This window comes from Micromonospora sp. NPDC050276, from assembly GCF_044459545.1.
Taxonomy (GTDB): Bacteria; Actinomycetota; Actinomycetes; order Mycobacteriales; family Micromonosporaceae; genus Micromonospora.
Map to the genome: position 1 here is coordinate 190,477 of NZ_JBITJA010000004.1, position 15,432 is coordinate 205,908.

General features: G+C 72.3%; 12 protein-coding genes. 4 read left to right on the forward strand and 8 right to left on the reverse strand.

Annotated elements, in window-relative coordinates; all coding sequences use genetic code 11:
- The first annotated feature begins 276 nt into the window (after window positions 1–276).
- Together ACIBF8_RS09805 and ACIBF8_RS09810 are read left to right on the forward strand one after the other, a co-directional pair.
- A complete protein-coding gene (locus ACIBF8_RS09805; protein WP_396782015.1) occupies window positions 277–1,002 on the forward strand; it encodes an HD domain-containing protein in 726 nt (241 codons plus the stop codon).
- Window positions 1,003–1,150: 148 nt separating this feature from the next.
- Window positions 1,151–2,644 carry an FAD-binding oxidoreductase gene (locus ACIBF8_RS09810; protein WP_396782016.1) on the forward strand — a complete coding sequence of 498 codons (1,494 nt, stop codon included), beginning with the start codon at window positions 1,151–1,153 and terminating at the stop codon, window positions 2,642–2,644.
- An 83-nt stretch (window positions 2,645–2,727) separates the two neighbouring features.
- Here the strand turns inward: ACIBF8_RS09810 and ACIBF8_RS09815 are convergent, their stop codons facing one another.
- The 4 genes from ACIBF8_RS09815 to mptB all read right to left on the reverse strand — a co-directional run bounded on the left by ACIBF8_RS09815 (window position 2,728) and on the right by mptB (window position 6,329).
- Window positions 2,728–3,093 carry a barstar family protein gene (locus ACIBF8_RS09815; protein WP_396782018.1) on the reverse strand — a complete coding sequence of 122 codons (366 nt, stop codon included), beginning with the start codon at window positions 3,091–3,093 and terminating at the stop codon, window positions 2,728–2,730.
- A gap of 70 nt (window positions 3,094–3,163) precedes the next feature.
- The gene (locus ACIBF8_RS09820) at window positions 3,164–3,535 is read right to left on the reverse strand and encodes a ribonuclease domain-containing protein (protein ID WP_396782468.1); all 372 of its coding nucleotides are present in this window, start codon (window positions 3,533–3,535) and stop codon (window positions 3,164–3,166) included.
- Window positions 3,536–3,672: 137 nt separating this feature from the next.
- A complete protein-coding gene (locus ACIBF8_RS09825) occupies window positions 3,673–4,896 on the reverse strand; it encodes a glycosyltransferase family 87 protein (RefSeq protein WP_396782020.1) in 1,224 nt (407 codons plus the stop codon).
- Window positions 4,893–6,329 carry a polyprenol phosphomannose-dependent alpha 1,6 mannosyltransferase MptB gene (gene mptB, locus ACIBF8_RS09830; RefSeq protein ID WP_396782021.1) on the reverse strand — a complete coding sequence of 479 codons (1,437 nt, stop codon included), beginning with the start codon at window positions 6,327–6,329 and terminating at the stop codon, window positions 4,893–4,895. Before mptB ends, ACIBF8_RS09825 begins: the two co-directional genes overlap by 4 nt.
- A gap of 109 nt (window positions 6,330–6,438) precedes the next feature.
- On the opposite strand from mptB, the gene ACIBF8_RS09835 reads away from it, so the two are divergent.
- Window positions 6,439–7,251, forward strand: coding sequence for a hypothetical protein (locus ACIBF8_RS09835; protein WP_396782023.1), 813 nt, complete (start codon window positions 6,439–6,441; stop codon window positions 7,249–7,251).
- A 142-nt stretch (window positions 7,252–7,393) separates the two neighbouring features.
- Here ACIBF8_RS09835 and ACIBF8_RS09840 read toward each other — a convergent pair whose 3' ends face one another.
- The 4 genes from ACIBF8_RS09840 to ACIBF8_RS09855 all read right to left on the reverse strand — a co-directional run bounded on the left by ACIBF8_RS09840 (window position 7,394) and on the right by ACIBF8_RS09855 (window position 14,510).
- Window positions 7,394–8,356, reverse strand: coding sequence for a DUF559 domain-containing protein (locus tag ACIBF8_RS09840; RefSeq protein WP_396782024.1), 963 nt, complete (start codon window positions 8,354–8,356; stop codon window positions 7,394–7,396).
- 322 nt (window positions 8,357–8,678) lie between these two features.
- Window positions 8,679–11,768, reverse strand: coding sequence for an NACHT domain-containing protein (locus tag ACIBF8_RS09845; RefSeq protein WP_396782026.1), 3,090 nt, complete (start codon window positions 11,766–11,768; stop codon window positions 8,679–8,681).
- A gap of 172 nt (window positions 11,769–11,940) precedes the next feature.
- Window positions 11,941–13,566, reverse strand: a complete 1,626-nt coding sequence (locus ACIBF8_RS09850) for an ABC transporter permease (RefSeq protein ID WP_396782028.1) — start codon at window positions 13,564–13,566, stop codon at window positions 11,941–11,943.
- Window positions 13,563–14,510: an ATP-binding cassette domain-containing protein gene (locus ACIBF8_RS09855; RefSeq protein WP_396782030.1), complete on the reverse strand. Its 948-nt coding sequence runs from the start codon at window positions 14,508–14,510 to the stop codon at window positions 13,563–13,565. Before ACIBF8_RS09855 ends, ACIBF8_RS09850 begins: the two co-directional genes overlap by 4 nt.
- A gap of 127 nt (window positions 14,511–14,637) precedes the next feature.
- Here ACIBF8_RS09855 and ACIBF8_RS09860 point away from each other — a divergent pair, with 127 nt between their 5' ends.
- A complete protein-coding gene (locus tag ACIBF8_RS09860; protein ID WP_396782032.1) occupies window positions 14,638–15,432 on the forward strand; it encodes a TetR family transcriptional regulator in 795 nt (264 codons plus the stop codon).

Below are 15,432 nucleotides of genomic sequence, written 5' to 3' on the forward strand. Positions count from 1 at the left end.
CCAAACCCCCGCGCGGTCGGGTCTTTTTTGTTTTGGGGGGGGGTAACACCCCCCCCCCACCCCCCCACCCCCCCCCCCCCACCCCCCCCCCCCACGAAACCGAGCTGCCCTTCTCCGCCGATCTTGCACTTTCTGCTGCGACAAAAGTCAGCATTCCGCCTATCTCGACGACCGAAACTGCAAGATCGGCGCGGTGGGACAGGCGCGCCGGAACTCACGGTCGGGTCGGCGACGTTCGGGCTCATCGATGTGGAGAAGATCGGCTATAAGTGACGCATGGACTTCCCGCCGCACCTGGGCAGCATGCCGATGCACGCGATCACCGAGATCCACGGCGAACCGGGCCTGCTGGAGCGTTTCCGCTTGGAGGTCCAGCAGTTCGACGACACCGCACGGGCGCGGTTGACCGCCGCGCTCGACCTCGCCGCCGAGCTGCACCGCGACGATCGACGTGTCCGCGAGCCGTACCTCAACCATCTGCTGCGGGTGGCGATCCGGTTGATGCACCACTACCAGGTGCGCGACGTGGACGTGATCGTCGCCGGGCTGCTGCACGACGCGGTCGAGGACCACTCGGCCGAGCTGGCCGACGGCGACCCGGGCTCCGACCCGACCGCTGCGGCGCTGACCGCGCTCGCCGCGCGGTTCGGGCGGCGGGTGGCCACTCTGGTCGCGGCGGTCACCAATCCGGTGTACGACCCCGAGCGGGACCGCAACGTCCAGTACCGGGAGCACCTGGCGGTCAGCCTGGAGCGGGAGCCCTGGGCCCGGGTGATCAAAGTGTCCGACTTCACCGACAACGGTGTGGGCGTGATCCACACGGTCGGGCCGAAGGTGGTGTCGTCGGCCCGGAAGTACCGGCCGCTGGTGCCGCTCTTCCGGGACCTGATCGGTCGACCGGACACCCCGTTGTCACCGACGGTGAAGCGGCACATCTTCGGTCAGCTCGACCTGGCCGAGGAGCGGTTCAGCGCCATCCTGGATCAGCCCGCCCCGAACTGACCCTCCCCGGATCACCCGACCGGGTTCCGTGACAAGTTCTCAGATCTGCGACGAAGACTCGGGCATTACGGTTGGTTTGCGCCAGATGAGAGGTAAATCCCCTCTCGGTTCACTTTTCGGGCGTACCACCAATCGAGAGGATTCGACCATGCGCGACCTTTCTCGTCGTGATCTGCTCAGAGCAACGGCCGTCGGCGCCGGAGCGGTCGCCATCCCGAGCGTGATCGCCGGCAGCTCGGCGATCGCGGCCGACGGTCCCGGGTGGTCCGCCGACACAAAGTACCCGCCGGCACAGCTGACCGGCCGTATCGTCCGCCCGCAGAGCCCCGACTACGCGGAGGCCAGCCTCGGCTGGGACGAGCTGTTCGTGCACTATCCGCTGGTCATCGTCTTCGCCCAGGAGACCCGGGACGTGGTCAACGCGCTCACCTGGGCGCGGCAGCACGACGTGGCGTTGCGGGTACGCAGTGGCCGGCACAACCTGGAAGGCTGGTCGAACGTCGACAACGGCATCGTGATCGACGTCAGCGAGCTGAAGGACGTCCACATCGACACCGCCACCCGCACGGCGAAGGTCGGCGCGGGGCTCAACCAGTCGGAGGCGGTGACCGCCCTCGGGGAGCACAATCTCGCGGCGACGACCGGCACGGAGGGGACCGTGGGCCTGTCCGGGGCCACCCTCGGCGGCGGCTTCGGCTTCCTCACGCGCTACCTCGGGATGGCGTGCGACAACCTGATCGGCGCGGAGATCGTCGTGGCCGCGGGCGCCGACGGGGCGAAGGTGCTCGAGGTGGACCCGTGGAACCACTCGGACCTGCTCTGGGCCCTACGCGGAGCCGGCAACGGCAACTTCGGGATCGTCACCTCCCTGACCTACAAGGTCGCTCCGCTCAGCAGCGTCGCCTACCTGCAGGTGTCCTGGCCCGGTCTCGGCGACCTGCACGAGGTCTTCGACGCCTGGCAGCGCGTCGCACCTTTCACCGACCCCCGCCTCGGCACCCAGGTGGAGGTCCACCCGGATGAGATCCTGCTGTTCGCGGTGCTCGCGGAGGGGTCCGAGGCAGAGGCCAGGAGGCTGCTGGCGCCGATCCTGTCGATCGGCAACCCCACGGTCACCGCGCAGATCGGCGGCTGGGGCGACGTCTACGCCGGCTTCCAGATCCCGAACGAGGAGGAGCCGGCGAAGTGGAAGTTCTTCTCCCAATTCACCCGCGAGCCGTTCCCTGAGAAGGCGGTCAGCGTGATCCAGGCGTTCATGGAGAAGGCGCCCTCACCCGACAGCAACTTCTTCACCCAAGCCTTCGGTAAGGGGGCGCAACGGCAGGAACCGTTCGGTGGCGCGGCCTTCCCGCACCGCGACGCGCTCTTCTACTCCGAGCCCGGCGTTGGCTGGGGCACCCGCGGCGAGCCCGACAGCGATGACGCCGTCACCCCGATCGCCCAGACCTGGATCGCCGAGTTCAGCCAGGCGCTGCGGCCCTACGTGGACGGCGCCTACGTCAACGTGCCGAACATCGGCATGGCCGAGTGGGAGAAGGCCTACTGGGGGCACAACTTCCTCCGGCTGCGAAAGATCAAGGCGAAGTACGACCCGCACAACGTCTTCCAGTACGAACAGAGCATCCCGCCCGCGACGCACTGACCCGGATGACCGGCGGTGCGGGTGGCACCAACCCGCACCGCCGGGCCACCAACCTCGCGAGCGGCCGTGGGGCTGGGCGGTGGTCAGGAGGGCGCGGCCTCGCCGAGGACGACGCGCAACGGGTGCGGGGCGTTCGCGGCGAGGTTGCCGAGCACGGCGAGCAGCAACGCGTACTGATCGGCCGGCTCGTCGGCGAGCAGGTGGCCGGCGTCGGTGATCAGCAGGGTGAGCGGGCCGGCGTCCAGCCGATCCCGGAGCACGTCGGAGAGGGCGTCCCAGGTCTCCCCCAGGTACGTCGGCAGGGCCAGTGCGGCGGCGAGCGCGGCGAACAGCCCGGCCCTGGTCCGGGTCGCCGCTCCGGGCAGCACCACCGCGCCGGGCACTTCAGGGGAGTCGTCGCGGCAGCCGACCAGCCAATCGGGTCTCCGCCCACCGTCCTCGTCGACCATCACATGCCTCCTGGTCTCGCCGGGCCACGACGCGGGGTCGGCCGGTCGCGGCCGACCGACCCCGGGTCGGTCAGAGCCGGTAGAAGTCGGTGTAGTGGTTGGGCGAGAACCAGGTGACCCCGGTGCTGCGGTTCACCACGATCCGGTACGCGTCCCGGGCGGCGCCCTGGGTACGCGGGTAGACGTCGTACTCGTGGTAGGTGGCGTTGGTGGGCAGTTGACCCTCGTAGTTGTAGAACTGGCCGCCGGCGAAGTTGGACATCCCCCCGCTCCAGGAGTACCAGCCACGGCTGGTCGGGAACCCCTTGGCGGACCAGCCCGAGCGGGCGGTGCGAGCGTCCGCGCAGCGGCTCATGGTGCAGGAGCTGTAGACCGCCGCCGAGGCCGGGTCGGTCAACCGGGGCGAGACCACGGACGGGCCGACCAGCGCGGCGGCGACCATGGCGAGGAGCAGGGCGAGGGTGGTGGTACGCCGGCGGATCGCGCAGAGCGTGGCCAGCGGGGACACGGGGGTGGACACAGGCTGCCTCCAGACCATCCGATCCATCGATCCGCGTGATTGTCGGACCGGACCCAGTCTCACGGCTGCCGGTCGACGGCAACACCCCTCGGCACCCCAACTGCTCCACAATGCTCGGTGAACCCCGGATGATCATCGGTCGCGGTGCGCCCGATCGGGAGCAGCGCGAGCATTCCGATGCTGACCCAGACGTACGCGTTGGCGCCCACAGATCCCCACGGCCCGGCCGACCCGTTGGCGAAGACCCAGATCAGCCCGCTGCTCAGCATGACGTAGCCGGCGACACCGGCACGCGCCCGACGGCGGGCCGTCGCGTCGACCGGCGGCCAGGGCAGCGTGGCCGCGGCGAGCACCACCAGCCCCGGCACCAACCACACCAGGTGATGCACCCAGGTGACCGGGCTGACCAGGCACGCGGCGACGCCGGTCAGCGCGAAGCCGGCCCGTTCGTCGCCGGCGTGCACGGCCCGGCGCACCCGCACCACCCACACGGCCAGCACGGCCACGACCAGTAGCAGCCACAGCCGCCGGTCCGGGTGCGCCGGATCGAGCCGGGCGACCACGCCGAGCAGCGACTGGTTCGACACGTACGCCAACTCACCGACCCGGTCGGTGTCCCACAGCGCCTCGGTGAAGAACGTGCGGCTCGCCTCCGGTGCGAGCGCCCCCGCGAGCACGGTGGCGCCGACGGCGGTGCCGATCGCCGTGGCGGCGGCCCGCCAGCGCCCGGTGACCAGCAGATACCCGATGAAGATCGCCGGAGTGAGCTTGATCGCGGCGGCCAGCCCGGCCCCGACCCCGGCCAGCCGGCTGCCCCGCTCCAGCAGCCACAGGTCCAGGTAGACCAGCGCCACCAGCACCAGGTTGACCTGCCCGAAGCTGACCGTGTCCCGGACCGGGTTGAGCCCGGCCAGCAGACAGCACGCCAGCGCGAACGCGTACCAGCGGGTCCACCCGTGCCGCCGGGCCAACGGGTCCACCAGCAGGCGCAGCAGGAACGCGCCCGCCAAACCGGTGAGCAGCAGGTTCGCCACGATCGTCGGATACCAGGCCAACGCGGCCATCGGCGCCATGCTGACCGCGGCGAACGGTGGATAGGTGAAGCCGTACCCGTTGCCGGTGGTCCACTCGTACAGGTCACCGCCGCGCACCCAGTGCCCGACCGCACCGTGGTAGACACCGATGTCGAACCAGCCCCGATGCCCGGGCAACACCGCGATCGTCACCGCCAGCACAGTGACCAGCCCGAGCACCGTCACCACCTGCCGCCGGCCCGCGTTCACCGGGCCACCTCCGCCGGGGCGGATGGCCCCAGCAGGCGCAGCGAGCCGACCGCGAGCAACCCCACCAGCACCCCGGTGGCGGCCAGCACCGCCTGCGCCACGTCCGGTCCGAAGCCACTGGGCAGCGCCACGAACGCGAGCACCACCGCGCCCAGCGCCGCCGCCGGCCGGGCCCGCCCGTGGGCCGCCGCCGCGATCAACACCAGACCCCAGAGCGCGTACCAGGGCCGGGTCGCCGGGCCGAGCAGCGCCGCCGCCGCCAACACCAGGCCCAGCGCGTACGCCGGACCGAGCCGCCGCCGATGCCACCACGCACCGACCGCCACCGCCAGCGCGGCGGCCACACCCAACGCCAGGCAGAGCCGCATCGGGGCGTCGCCCAGGTGCAGTCCGAACCGTCCGGCCGCGCGCAACGCCACCCGACCCAGCGCGCTGGAGATCGACCAACTGTGCCGGTACATCGGCGTGCCGAGCGCGCCGATCCACCCGTACCCGATGCCGGTGGCCCAGGTGACCGCGGCGGCGGTGCCCAGCGCGAACCCGGCGGTGCGGGCCACCGAGGTCGGTAACCCGCGGTGGCGCGCGGCGAGCGAGACGACCACCAGCAACCCGACCACCGCCGGCACCTTGACCAGCGCGGCGAGGGTGACCAGCACGGTGGCCGTGCCGTAGCGGTGCTCGAAGGCGAGACTCAGCCCGGCCACCAGCAGGCCCAGCATCACCGCCTCGTTGTGCGCGCCGGCGATGAGGTGCAACGGCACGAGCGGGTTGAGCACGCCCAGCCAGAGCGCGGCGGCCGGGTCGACCCCGCAGTGCCGGGCCAGCCGGGGCAGGTACGCCACCAGCAGCGCCACCCCGGCCAGCGCGACCAGGCGCAGACCGAGTACACCCAGCACCAGTTTGCCGCCGGTCACGCCACTGACCACGGCCGCCACCGCGAGGAACACCGGCCCGTACGGTGCCGGTGTCTGCTGCCACATCTGCGGCACCTCACCGGCCAACGCGCCGCCCAACTGGGCCACCCCGTGCCGGTACACGTCGATGTCGGCGAGGACCATCGCGCCCTGCGCCAGGTAGCTGTACGCGTCCCGGCTGAACAGCGGCGGCGCCACCAGCAGCGGCCCCGCCCAGCAGGCCAGGGTGAGCGCCGCGGAGCGCCGGTCGATGACCTCGTCGGGTGCGTGCCGGTGCCGCCCCGCCCACCACCAGGCGGCGACGAGGAGGGTCAGGCCGGCGTACCCGCAGAGCAACCCCGGCCCCTCGAGCTGCCGCAGCGCGCTCCACCAGGCGGCGTGCGCGCCGACCGGGAGCGCGCCGGCGGCCAGTCCGGCGCCGGACAGCAGCGTGGCACCGGCGCCCCCGAGCAGCCGGTACGCGACGACGGTCGGCAGTGTGCGCACCCGGGCAGGATGTCGTTCGCGGCTGACCGGCATACGACGCCCCGACGATCAGCAGACGACGTCGCGATGACGGCGTGGCGGCCGACATATCGGTCACTGGTTGTTAGCGTGAGACGCGGATCCGTGACCGTGGAGGGGTGCCATGACGGACGCCCCCGATGGGAGGCCGAGGCCCGCGGACCAGTGGCGGCACCGGGGCATTCGCGGGCTGACCATCCTCCGCGACGCCGGTGTGCGCGGGTGGCGGTGGTGGGCGCGAAACTGGGATCGCCTGATCGCCGCGCTTCAGGACGAGGCGCCGGTGGGCTCCGCCGCCGCGCCGTCGCCGTCCGGTCCGCTCGTCGAACAACGCGACGCGCCCCGACTGATCGCGGTCCCGGCCCGCGGGTACGTGTACTCGTTCTACATCCGCGCCACGTTCGCCTGGTCGTCACCGGCGAGCCTGCGGTCCGAGGTGCTGAGCTGGTACGTGCAGTACTTCCAACCGAACGCGATCCAGCGGCTGACCCGGCTCGCCGCCGACGCCGCGCGGGACCTGCCCCCGCACCGGGCCGGCGACCTGGAGGTGGCGTTGCAGCGGGCGCTCGCCGAGGATCCGGAGTGGTCCTATGAGCGGGGCGAGGTCGTCATCACCTGCCGCCCCGACGCCGCCGTACGCCTCGACGAACGGATCATGCCGGCGCTCCAGCCACACGTCGACCGCCTGGTCAAGCTGGAATACCAGTTCGACGAGCACCTGCGAAAAGCCCGGTACGCCGAGGAGTTGAGCCGCCGGTGGGCGACGCTCCTGAAGGATCACGCGGACGACCACGACCTGGCCGACGCCCGCGACCACCTGCTCACCGCACAACGAGAAGCGGCACGATGGATCGCCGAACTCCTTCACCACCACCCCGAACACCCCACGGATGCGGCGACCGCGCCACTGATCCCGCCCCAGCCAACCCCCGAGTGAGCCCCCGCCCCCTGCACCCCTCGCCCCGTCACCCTCCACCCCTCGCCCCGTCACCCTCCACCCCTCGCCCCGTCACCCTCCACCCCTTCCATGATCAAGTGATGAAAAGTAGGTCTGCGGGGCCTGTGGGACCTACTTCTCATCACTTGATCACGGGGGCGGGGCGGGCGCGGTTGGCGAGGATGGCCAGGGTCTCCTGGCGGACCTGGGCCGGGTCGGCGGTGAGGCGGCGGTGACTGAAGCGGACGACGAGGATGCCCATGGTGGCGAGCAGGGCGTCGCGACGGAGGTCGATCTCGCGTTCGGCCGGATCACTGTGGCTGGTCGCGCCGTCCAACTCGATGTCGACCCGCTCCGTCTCGGCGAACATGTCGAGGTAGATCGTCCGGACGCCGACCCGTACCCGCTTCTGCCGGGTGAACGTCGGCATTCCCGGTCCGGTGAAGACGTGGTCATGGCCCCAGATCTCCAACGGGCTGCGGCAGCCAGCGGCAAGCCGGTCCAGCACATCACTCAGTGCCGCACGGTCGGGCATTCTCGGCACCTCGGCAAGTGCGGCGGTGAGGCGCTGCGGCGTGGTCAACCGATCGTTGACCGCACGGATGAGCAGGCTCGATCGGTCCACCGGCGGCAACACCGGCCAACAGTCCACCAGGGTCCGGTCGAGCCGGGTGACCGGCACTCCTCCCCGTGTCACCACCTGCGGTGGCGCGATCGCGAAGTCGGAACGGTGGGCTACGACGAGATGCGGCCGATCACGCAGGCCTGACCCTCGCGGCAAGTCGAGATACACCGGCTCCCCCGGTGGCTGGCGGCGCAGGCCCCACATGTCGAGCGCGGTCAGACGACTGAGTGCCCCGCACCCGCCGGCGTAGGCCAACGCCGCGCGTCGGGCGACGTTCCGCTCGACGCGGGCCAGCGTCGGTAGGTCCGCGTTGGTGCAACAGATCAGCGCGGCGTCGCCGTACACCCCAGGCAACAGCCGGATCAGCCGGCCCGCCCTCTGAGCGGTCTGGATCGTCCAGGCCGGGGCCGCCCGCAGCATGTCCCGTCTAGTGACCAGCCCACTACCGCGTACGAGGAGAGATTGTATGCGCGCGTCCACCGGCTCACCCTGCCGCCAAGCACACCCCCTGCGAGGGCTGCTGTGGACAGCGGACGCACCTGTGGATGGCCGTTCGGGTCGCCGTCGATTGTGGTAATTGCCAGTCAAGCCCGTGGGACGACGTCCGCTTGCCTTCCAGACCAGCCACCTTGGAGTGCGAGTCTGTGCCCGAAAGTGATCCGCCATGTCCAGGCGGGCGAGATTCAGGAACGTCAGCCGATTGGGGCCGTTGAAGCGCACAGCCCCGAGGTCGTCCGCTTTCACGCCGCCTTCGAGCTCTCGTCGCCGCACGTACACGATCGCCGGGAATGTCAGGTACCCGTCAGCCGCCGTGCCACATGGGGGCGCTGCGGTTGACGGTCTGCACGACGATGGCCGGCTCGGCGAGGACGGTGACCAGCCGTCGGGACGCCGCGACCGCGAGTGGACCCAACGTCTGGTGCTCGATCACGGCATGGCACAGCTGAAGCCCCAGCTCGGCCAGCTCGCGTCGGCCCAGCTCGATCCGCTGCGGGTGGTCTCGCCGCTCGGCCAGCACCGCCCGGATGCGGCGGCGCAGCTCGGCCTGTTCGTCGGTGTGGTGTCGCATCACCTCGACCGACCAGCGCCACGTCTCGGCGAGCAGCAGCAGGTCGACCCGGTCGGGCGGTTGGTCGGCGAGGAGCAGTTCCTGATGGCAGACGACCAGGGCCGTGGCGGGTTCACCGTTGGCCACGAGCATCCCGGCGAGCAGGCCCGCGCCGATGGGCGCCGGTTCGCCGACGTCCTGGCTGGCCGCCGTGCGTAACAGGTCCAGGCGGGTACGCGCCGCTTCGGTGTCCCCGCCGACATGGTGCAGCACGGCCAGGAACTCCTGCATCCCAGGCGCCGCCGGGCGGGTCGCGAAAGCGGCCTCCGGCGCGTCGGCGGTGGCCGCGTGGCTCAGCTCCTCGGCCGCGACGAGTAGCTGGGCCACCGGCGCGTCGTTCGCGATCAGCTGGGCGACCCGCTGCCGCCGTGCCGCCAACGGCGTCGGCTCGGTCGGCGGTGGGATGAGCGCCAGCAGCCTCGCCAACTCGGTCCACTCCCCCGCGGCCGCGCCGGCCAGCAGCGCCCGGCGCAGCACTGCCACGGTGAGGTCGTCGGCGTGCCCGATGCTCGCGGCCCGCGTCGTCGTGATGTCGGCGAAGACGCCGAGCGCCTCCGGCCAGTAGCCGGCGCGGGCAAGCTCGACACCCAGCTCCTCGCGCAGCCGGCTGCCGCGTCGCGCGCTCACCGACCCGCCGGCGAGTCGGCTCTGCAGGCGGCCGTGCCGGAATCGGTAGGCGCCTGCGCCGTCGCGCAGCAGGCCGACGGTCTCGGCGTACGCCAGGAAGGCGAGCAGCCGGTGCGGCGTCCGGCCACGGACGGCGAGGGCGGCCCGGGTGAGGGCGAAGCGCAGCCACGCCCCGCCGCCGCGTCGGTGCAGCCACCAGCCCAGCCCGAACCCCACCCCGGCGTAGACCAACGACGGTAACGGTGGCACGGCGGACAGCACCCCGGCGAGACGCAGCGCCGCGCTGACGACAAGCAGTCGGAGGGCGCCGGTGGCGGCGCTGACCAGCGCGGAGGCGACGCTGGCGGCGCGGTCGGCTTCCAGGGTTTCGACGACGCTGGTCGCCCCGAGTTCGGCGGCGGGCGCGGCGACGTCCACCCGCAGTCCGGCCCGGACCGCCACGTACGCCCACGTCACCAGACCGACCACGACGGCGGCCCGGACCGGGTCGGACCACGGTGGCAGTCCCGGCACGCGGTCCAGCAGCGCGACCAGTTGCGGGGTGGGTGCGAAAGCCGTGAGGAGGCCGAACGTGAACAGTGCCAGGAAAGCCCCGCCGACCAGTCCGCCGAGCAGTCCGTCGCGAAACGCTCGGAGCCCGCCGATGAACGCCACGCGGCGGGGCCGTTCTCGACCGGCCCGACCCGAGCCGCGGACCAGCGCCACGACCGAGGCCAGCAGGAAGGCCGTCAGCGCCAGGGCATCGGTCTGTCGGACCAGGTCGTCGAGGACATTCCGGGTCGGCGGGTGGGTGACCAACTCCGCCGTCGCCGTGAGGGCGTCCGCGGAGAGGGTCAGCGCCAGCCACACCGCCACCGCGGTACGCGCACCGGCGACGAGCGCCCAGAACGGGCCGGGCTGCGCGCGCGGCAACTGCCACCAGCGGAACTCCCGGACGTCGAGCGATTCCATGTGCGCGGCGAGGAAGCCCAGGTACCGTCGGGCGGTGTCCGGTTCCCAGCGCTGGAGGCCCTGGGAACCGCGACGGGACCGCAGCGCGGCGTCCACCGCCCTGGTCAGCAGGTCGTCCTCGACCGAGCGTTGGCCCCGCTCGCGGGCCAGCGGCACGAGGTCCCGGGGGTCGGTACCCGGCTGGTCGAAGGCGCTGCGGGCCATCGCCACCATCAGCGGGGTGGAGAGCGCGGCGGTCAGCTGCGGGGCGGCCCCGAGGGTGGCGGCGACCGTGGTCCAGTTGTCGACCTGATGCAGCGGTGCCGCGTCGACCAGGTAGTCGGCAACCTCGTCGGGGGCCGGTGGTTCGAGCAGGACCACGGCGGCACCGCGCAGCTTCTCGCCCTGGGTCAGGTAGCGCTCGTAGACCGAGATGCGGCAGGTGAGCACGAAACGCTGGGTCGGCAGTGCGTTGAGCTCGTCGAGGCAGGCGATCAGCCGGTCCTCGGGCACCTCGTCCAGTCCGTCGAGGACGGGCACCACCAGGTCGGTCTCGACGAGGTCGCGTAGCACGGCGTCACGGCGCGGGTGCCCGGCCGCGAGCTTCGGGTAGCGTCGAGCGATCCGGTCGACCAGCCAGTCGTGGAAGCCCTCCCGGTCGGGATCCCAGGAGTCGGCCGGGACCAGCACCGGTACGGGACTGTCCGGCTCGCGGTGCACGGGCAGTTCCCGGGCCATTCGCAGCGCGAGGATGGACTTGCCGGAACCGGCCGGCCCCAACAGCAGCAGCCGCCCGGAGGGTACGCGCCGATAACAGTTCCACAGTGTCCCGTTGCCGCCGGTCAGGTCGACCGGGACGGCATCGCTGGATCGGCCGATGGCCCGCCAGGAGGGTAGGAACCGGTCGGGTGCGGTGCGCCACCGCACCGGCAGCGGATAGGGCTCGTCGACGGTGCGCAGCAACGCCTCGTCGGTCGGGTCGCGGCGGATCAGCTCCACCAGTTCGTCGGCGGCGGCACGCCGGTGGGCGGCGGCCTCGGCGAGCCCCGCCGTTCCGCTGCGAAAGAGCTGATCCAGGAGGACGTAGACGGCGATGACCCCGGCGACGACGCCCCAGGTCCAGTTGACCTTCTCGAAGTCGTACCGCAGCCACACCCACGCCGTGCCGCCCGCTGCCAGCGCGGCCACGACGCCCAGCCATCCCCACTTCCACCCGCGACGCCGCACCGCACGATTGTGATCGACCCGCGCCCGCCAGGACACCCCGCCCGCATCAGGCCGCCGGCACCGCCGCACTCAGTAGGCAGGCGCCGGAAGCTGCGTCAGGAGGTCGCTCATTCGGTCGAGGCGTGTCGAGTCGCTCAGCGAGCCGGCGATCAGCAAGACGATCGAACGCGGGTCAGGACGGGACGTCGCGGTGGCGGAAGGCCGCCACGCCGACGGCGAGCAGGGCCGCGGCCACCGTGGTCAACACCACCAGGGGGAGCACCGCCGGGTCGACCGCGGGCACGGACGGCACATGGGTGTACGGCGAGACGTCGAGCGCGGCCTGGGGCAGCTTCAGCACCGCACCGAGCTGCCCGAGGAGCAGGAAGACCAGCAACACCACCCAGGACAGCACCACCGACCAGCGGGGCAACAGCCCGTAGATCGCGGTCACCACCCCGGCCACCACGAGCAGGGCGGGCAGGCGCAGCAGCGCGGCACCGCCCAGCTCGACGGCCTGGCCGAGCGGATCTCCGGTGGTGATGCCGTAGCCGAGGCCGGTGGTCACACCGGCGAGCAGCAGCAGGGTGAGAGCGCCGAGTGTCGCGGCGAGCACCTGGGTGCCGAGCCAGCGGGTGCGGCTGACCGCCGTGGCGAGGGCGGCCTCCAGCACCCCGTCGGCCTCGTCGCCGCGGACCCGGAGCAGGGCCTGCACGACGTACGCGCCGATGGTGAGGGCGAAGAGGCCGAGCATCGCGGCCAGATAGGCGTTGATCAGGTCGGCGCCGCCACCCATCGCGTTGATCGCCTCGGCGGCGGCCGGGTTCGCGTCGATCATGTTGTCGAACTCGTCGGCGGCGACGCCCATGGAGAGGCCGAGCACGGCCACCCCGACCGCCCAGCCGAGCAGCATGCCGCGCTGCATCCGCCAGGCCAGCCCGGCGGGGCTGAGCAACCGTGGCGCACCGGTCGCCGGGCCACGTCGGGGGGCGATCAGCCCGGCGCCCTGGTCGCGTCGCTCGGCGAGGGCGTACGCCAGCGCCACCCCGGCGAGCAGCAGCGCGACGGGCAGGGCGAGCACCCACCAGCGTTCACCGTCGAACGCTCGGACCTGGTTGCCCCAGCCGAGCGGGGAGATCCACGACGGCCAGGCGCTCTGCACCCGGGTCCCGTCGGCGCTCTGTTCGCCGAGTACGTCACCGGCGGCGCGCAGCACGAAGGAGAGCCCGACGGTGGCGGCGGCCAGCGCGTTGGCGCCGCGTGCGGTCACGGAGAGCTGGGCGGTGACCGCGGCGATGGCGGTGAATGCGACCCCCACACCGCCGATCGCGGCCGCCGCGGCGACCGAGCCGGCGACCGGCAGACCGGAGCCGACCAGCGCGACCGCGAGCAGCACGGCGGCCAGGGTGTTCGCCGCGACGATGACGAGCAGCGCGGCGGTGAGCGACGCGTACCGGCCGACCACGGAGGCACCGAGCAGCTCGGCGCGGCCGGTCTCCTCGTTCTGACGGGTGTGCCGGGTCACCGCGAAGGTGCTCAGCAGCGCGACGATCAGCGCCAGCGTCACGTACGTCTCGGCGACCACCACGGCACCGAGGTCGGTGCCGTGGATGGGGCCGTTGAAGGCGCGGGCGACCAGGCTGGAGGCCGAGGTGGTGGCGTAGCCCAGCCGGGCCGCCTGGTCCGGGTAGATGCCGGCGACGCTGCCGGCGAGGGCGTAGCCGAGCAGGGGCGTGCCGAGGACCCAGATGGCGAGGCGGATCCGGTCGCGGCGCAGCACGAGCTGGGCCAGCGCGGTCGTGCCGGCGAGCGCGTTCACCGGGCACCGGCCTGTGGAGCGTCCGCGGCCTGGGCTGCGGCGACGTGACCGTTGGCGACGGCGGGATCGTCGCCGTAGTGGCGCAGGAAGAGCTGCTCCAGGGTGGGTGGGGTGCTGGTCAGCGCGCGGACGCCGAAGCCGATGAGGTGGCCGAGCAGCGCGTCGAGGTGGGCGGGGTCGACCTCGAGGTGGGTACGGCCGTCGACCTCGTGCACGTCGTGCACGCCGGGCAGCGCGTCCAGGCCGGTGACCGGGCGGGCGGTCTCGACGGTCACCGCCGTGCGGGTGAGGTGGCGCAGCTCGGCGAGGGTGCCGGATTCGACGGTACGACCCTCGCGGATGATGCTGACCCGGTCGCAGAGTGCCTCGACCTCGGCGAGCACGTGGCTGGAGAGCAGCACGGTCGCGCCGGCCTGCTTGACCCGCCGGACCTCGGCCTGGAACACCGCCTCCATCAGGGGGTCGAGGCCGGAGGTCGGCTCGTCGAGCACGTACAGCTCCACCGGGGAGGCGAAGGCGGCGACGATGGCGACCTTCTGCCGGTTGCCCTTGGAGTAGGTGCGGCACCGGCGGGTCGGGTCCAGGTCGAAGCTGTGCAGCAGCTCGTCGCGGCGACGTCGGTCGAGGCCGCCGCGCAGCTGGCCGAGCAGGTCGATGGCTTCGCCGCCGGTGAGGTTGGGCCAGAGACTGACGTCGCCCGGCACGTACGCCAGCCGGTGGTGCAGGCGGACCGCGTCGTGCCATGGGTCGCCGCCGAGCACCTGGGCGTCTCCGGAGTCGCGGCGGAGCAACCCGAGCAGGATCCGGATGGTGGTGGACTTTCCGGAGCCGTTGGGCCCGAGGAAGCCGTGCACCTCCCCCTGCTCGACGTGCAGATCCAGCCCGTCGAGTGCCCGGATGGCACCGAAGGTCTTGACCAGGTTGTCGATCGAGATGACGGGCATAACCCCTCCTGCCGTTTGGCCGCGTCGACCGGTTCCCCGCGTCGACCCACTCCACTGTACTGACCGTCGGTCAGCCCAATCAACGGTGATCGCGCCCACCGGTCAGGGCGTGGCTAGGCTTGCCGGCATGACCGCCGATCCCGCGGACGACACCCGCACCCGGATCCTGCGCGCCGCGCTCGACCTGTTCGCCGAGCACGGCTACCAGCGCACCTCGCTGCGCCAGATCGGTGAACGGCTGCGGCTGACCAAAGCCGCGATCCTGTACCACTTCCCGGCCAAGGAGCACCTGCTGGCCGCCCTGATCGAGCCGCTGCTGGCGGACCTGGAGGCGTTGCTCGACTCGGCGCAGACGCGGCCCACCGAGCTGGCCCGGTGGACGGTGCTGGAGGGGTGGGTGGACGTCATGCTCGCCCATCGGCGGCCGCTCGGCATGCTCTTCCACGACATCGCGCTGATCGGCCGGGGCGACACGTACCACCGCCTCATGGAGATCGCGATGCGGGCCAACGACCTCATCGTCGGGCCGGACGCCGGGCGCCGCGAGCGAGTGCGGGCGGTGCAGGCGGTGGCCGCCTGCAGCGACGCGGTCGTCTTCTTCACCGACGTGCCCGACGAGGTGCTGCGGGCCGACATGCTCGACGGCGTACGCCGACTGCTGGCCCCGCTGCCCGCGGACGCCGCGGCCAACCCGAGCCCGACCACGGTGATCCCGGCGCCCGCGCGCGAGACGCCGGACGGCGCGACCCCGCCGGGCGCAGCGAGCCGGCGCCGTCGGCCGGGACGGCCGCGCGCGCTGGACCGGGAGCAGGTGGAGGCGGCCCGACGGATGCACGCGGCCGGCACCCACTCGGTGGATGCCATCGCCGCCGAGCTGGGTGTCTCGCGGGCGACCGTCTACCGGCACTTGACCGCGCCATAA

Excerpts from the sequence above, each read along its gene's own strand:
- ACIBF8_RS09805 (WP_396782015.1), top strand. The coding sequence starts at position 277 with ATGGACTTCCCGCCGCACCTGGGCAGCATGCCGATGCACGCGATCACC.
- ACIBF8_RS09810 (WP_396782016.1), top strand. The coding sequence starts at position 1,151 with ATGCGCGACCTTTCTCGTCGTGATCTGCTCAGAGCAACGGCCGTCGGC.
- ACIBF8_RS09815 (WP_396782018.1), bottom strand. The coding sequence starts at position 3,093 with ATGGTCGACGAGGACGGTGGGCGGAGACCCGATTGGCTGGTCGGCTGC.
- ACIBF8_RS09855 (WP_396782030.1), bottom strand. The coding sequence starts at position 14,510 with ATGCCCGTCATCTCGATCGACAACCTGGTCAAGACCTTCGGTGCCATC.
- ACIBF8_RS09835 (WP_396782023.1), top strand. The coding sequence starts at position 6,439 with ATGACGGACGCCCCCGATGGGAGGCCGAGGCCCGCGGACCAGTGGCGG.
- ACIBF8_RS09820 (WP_396782468.1), bottom strand. The coding sequence starts at position 3,535 with ATGGTCGCCGCCGCGCTGGTCGGCCCGTCCGTGGTCTCGCCCCGGTTG.
- ACIBF8_RS09860 (WP_396782032.1), top strand. The coding sequence starts at position 14,638 with ATGACCGCCGATCCCGCGGACGACACCCGCACCCGGATCCTGCGCGCC.
- mptB (WP_396782021.1), bottom strand. The coding sequence starts at position 6,329 with ATGCCGGTCAGCCGCGAACGACATCCTGCCCGGGTGCGCACACTGCCG.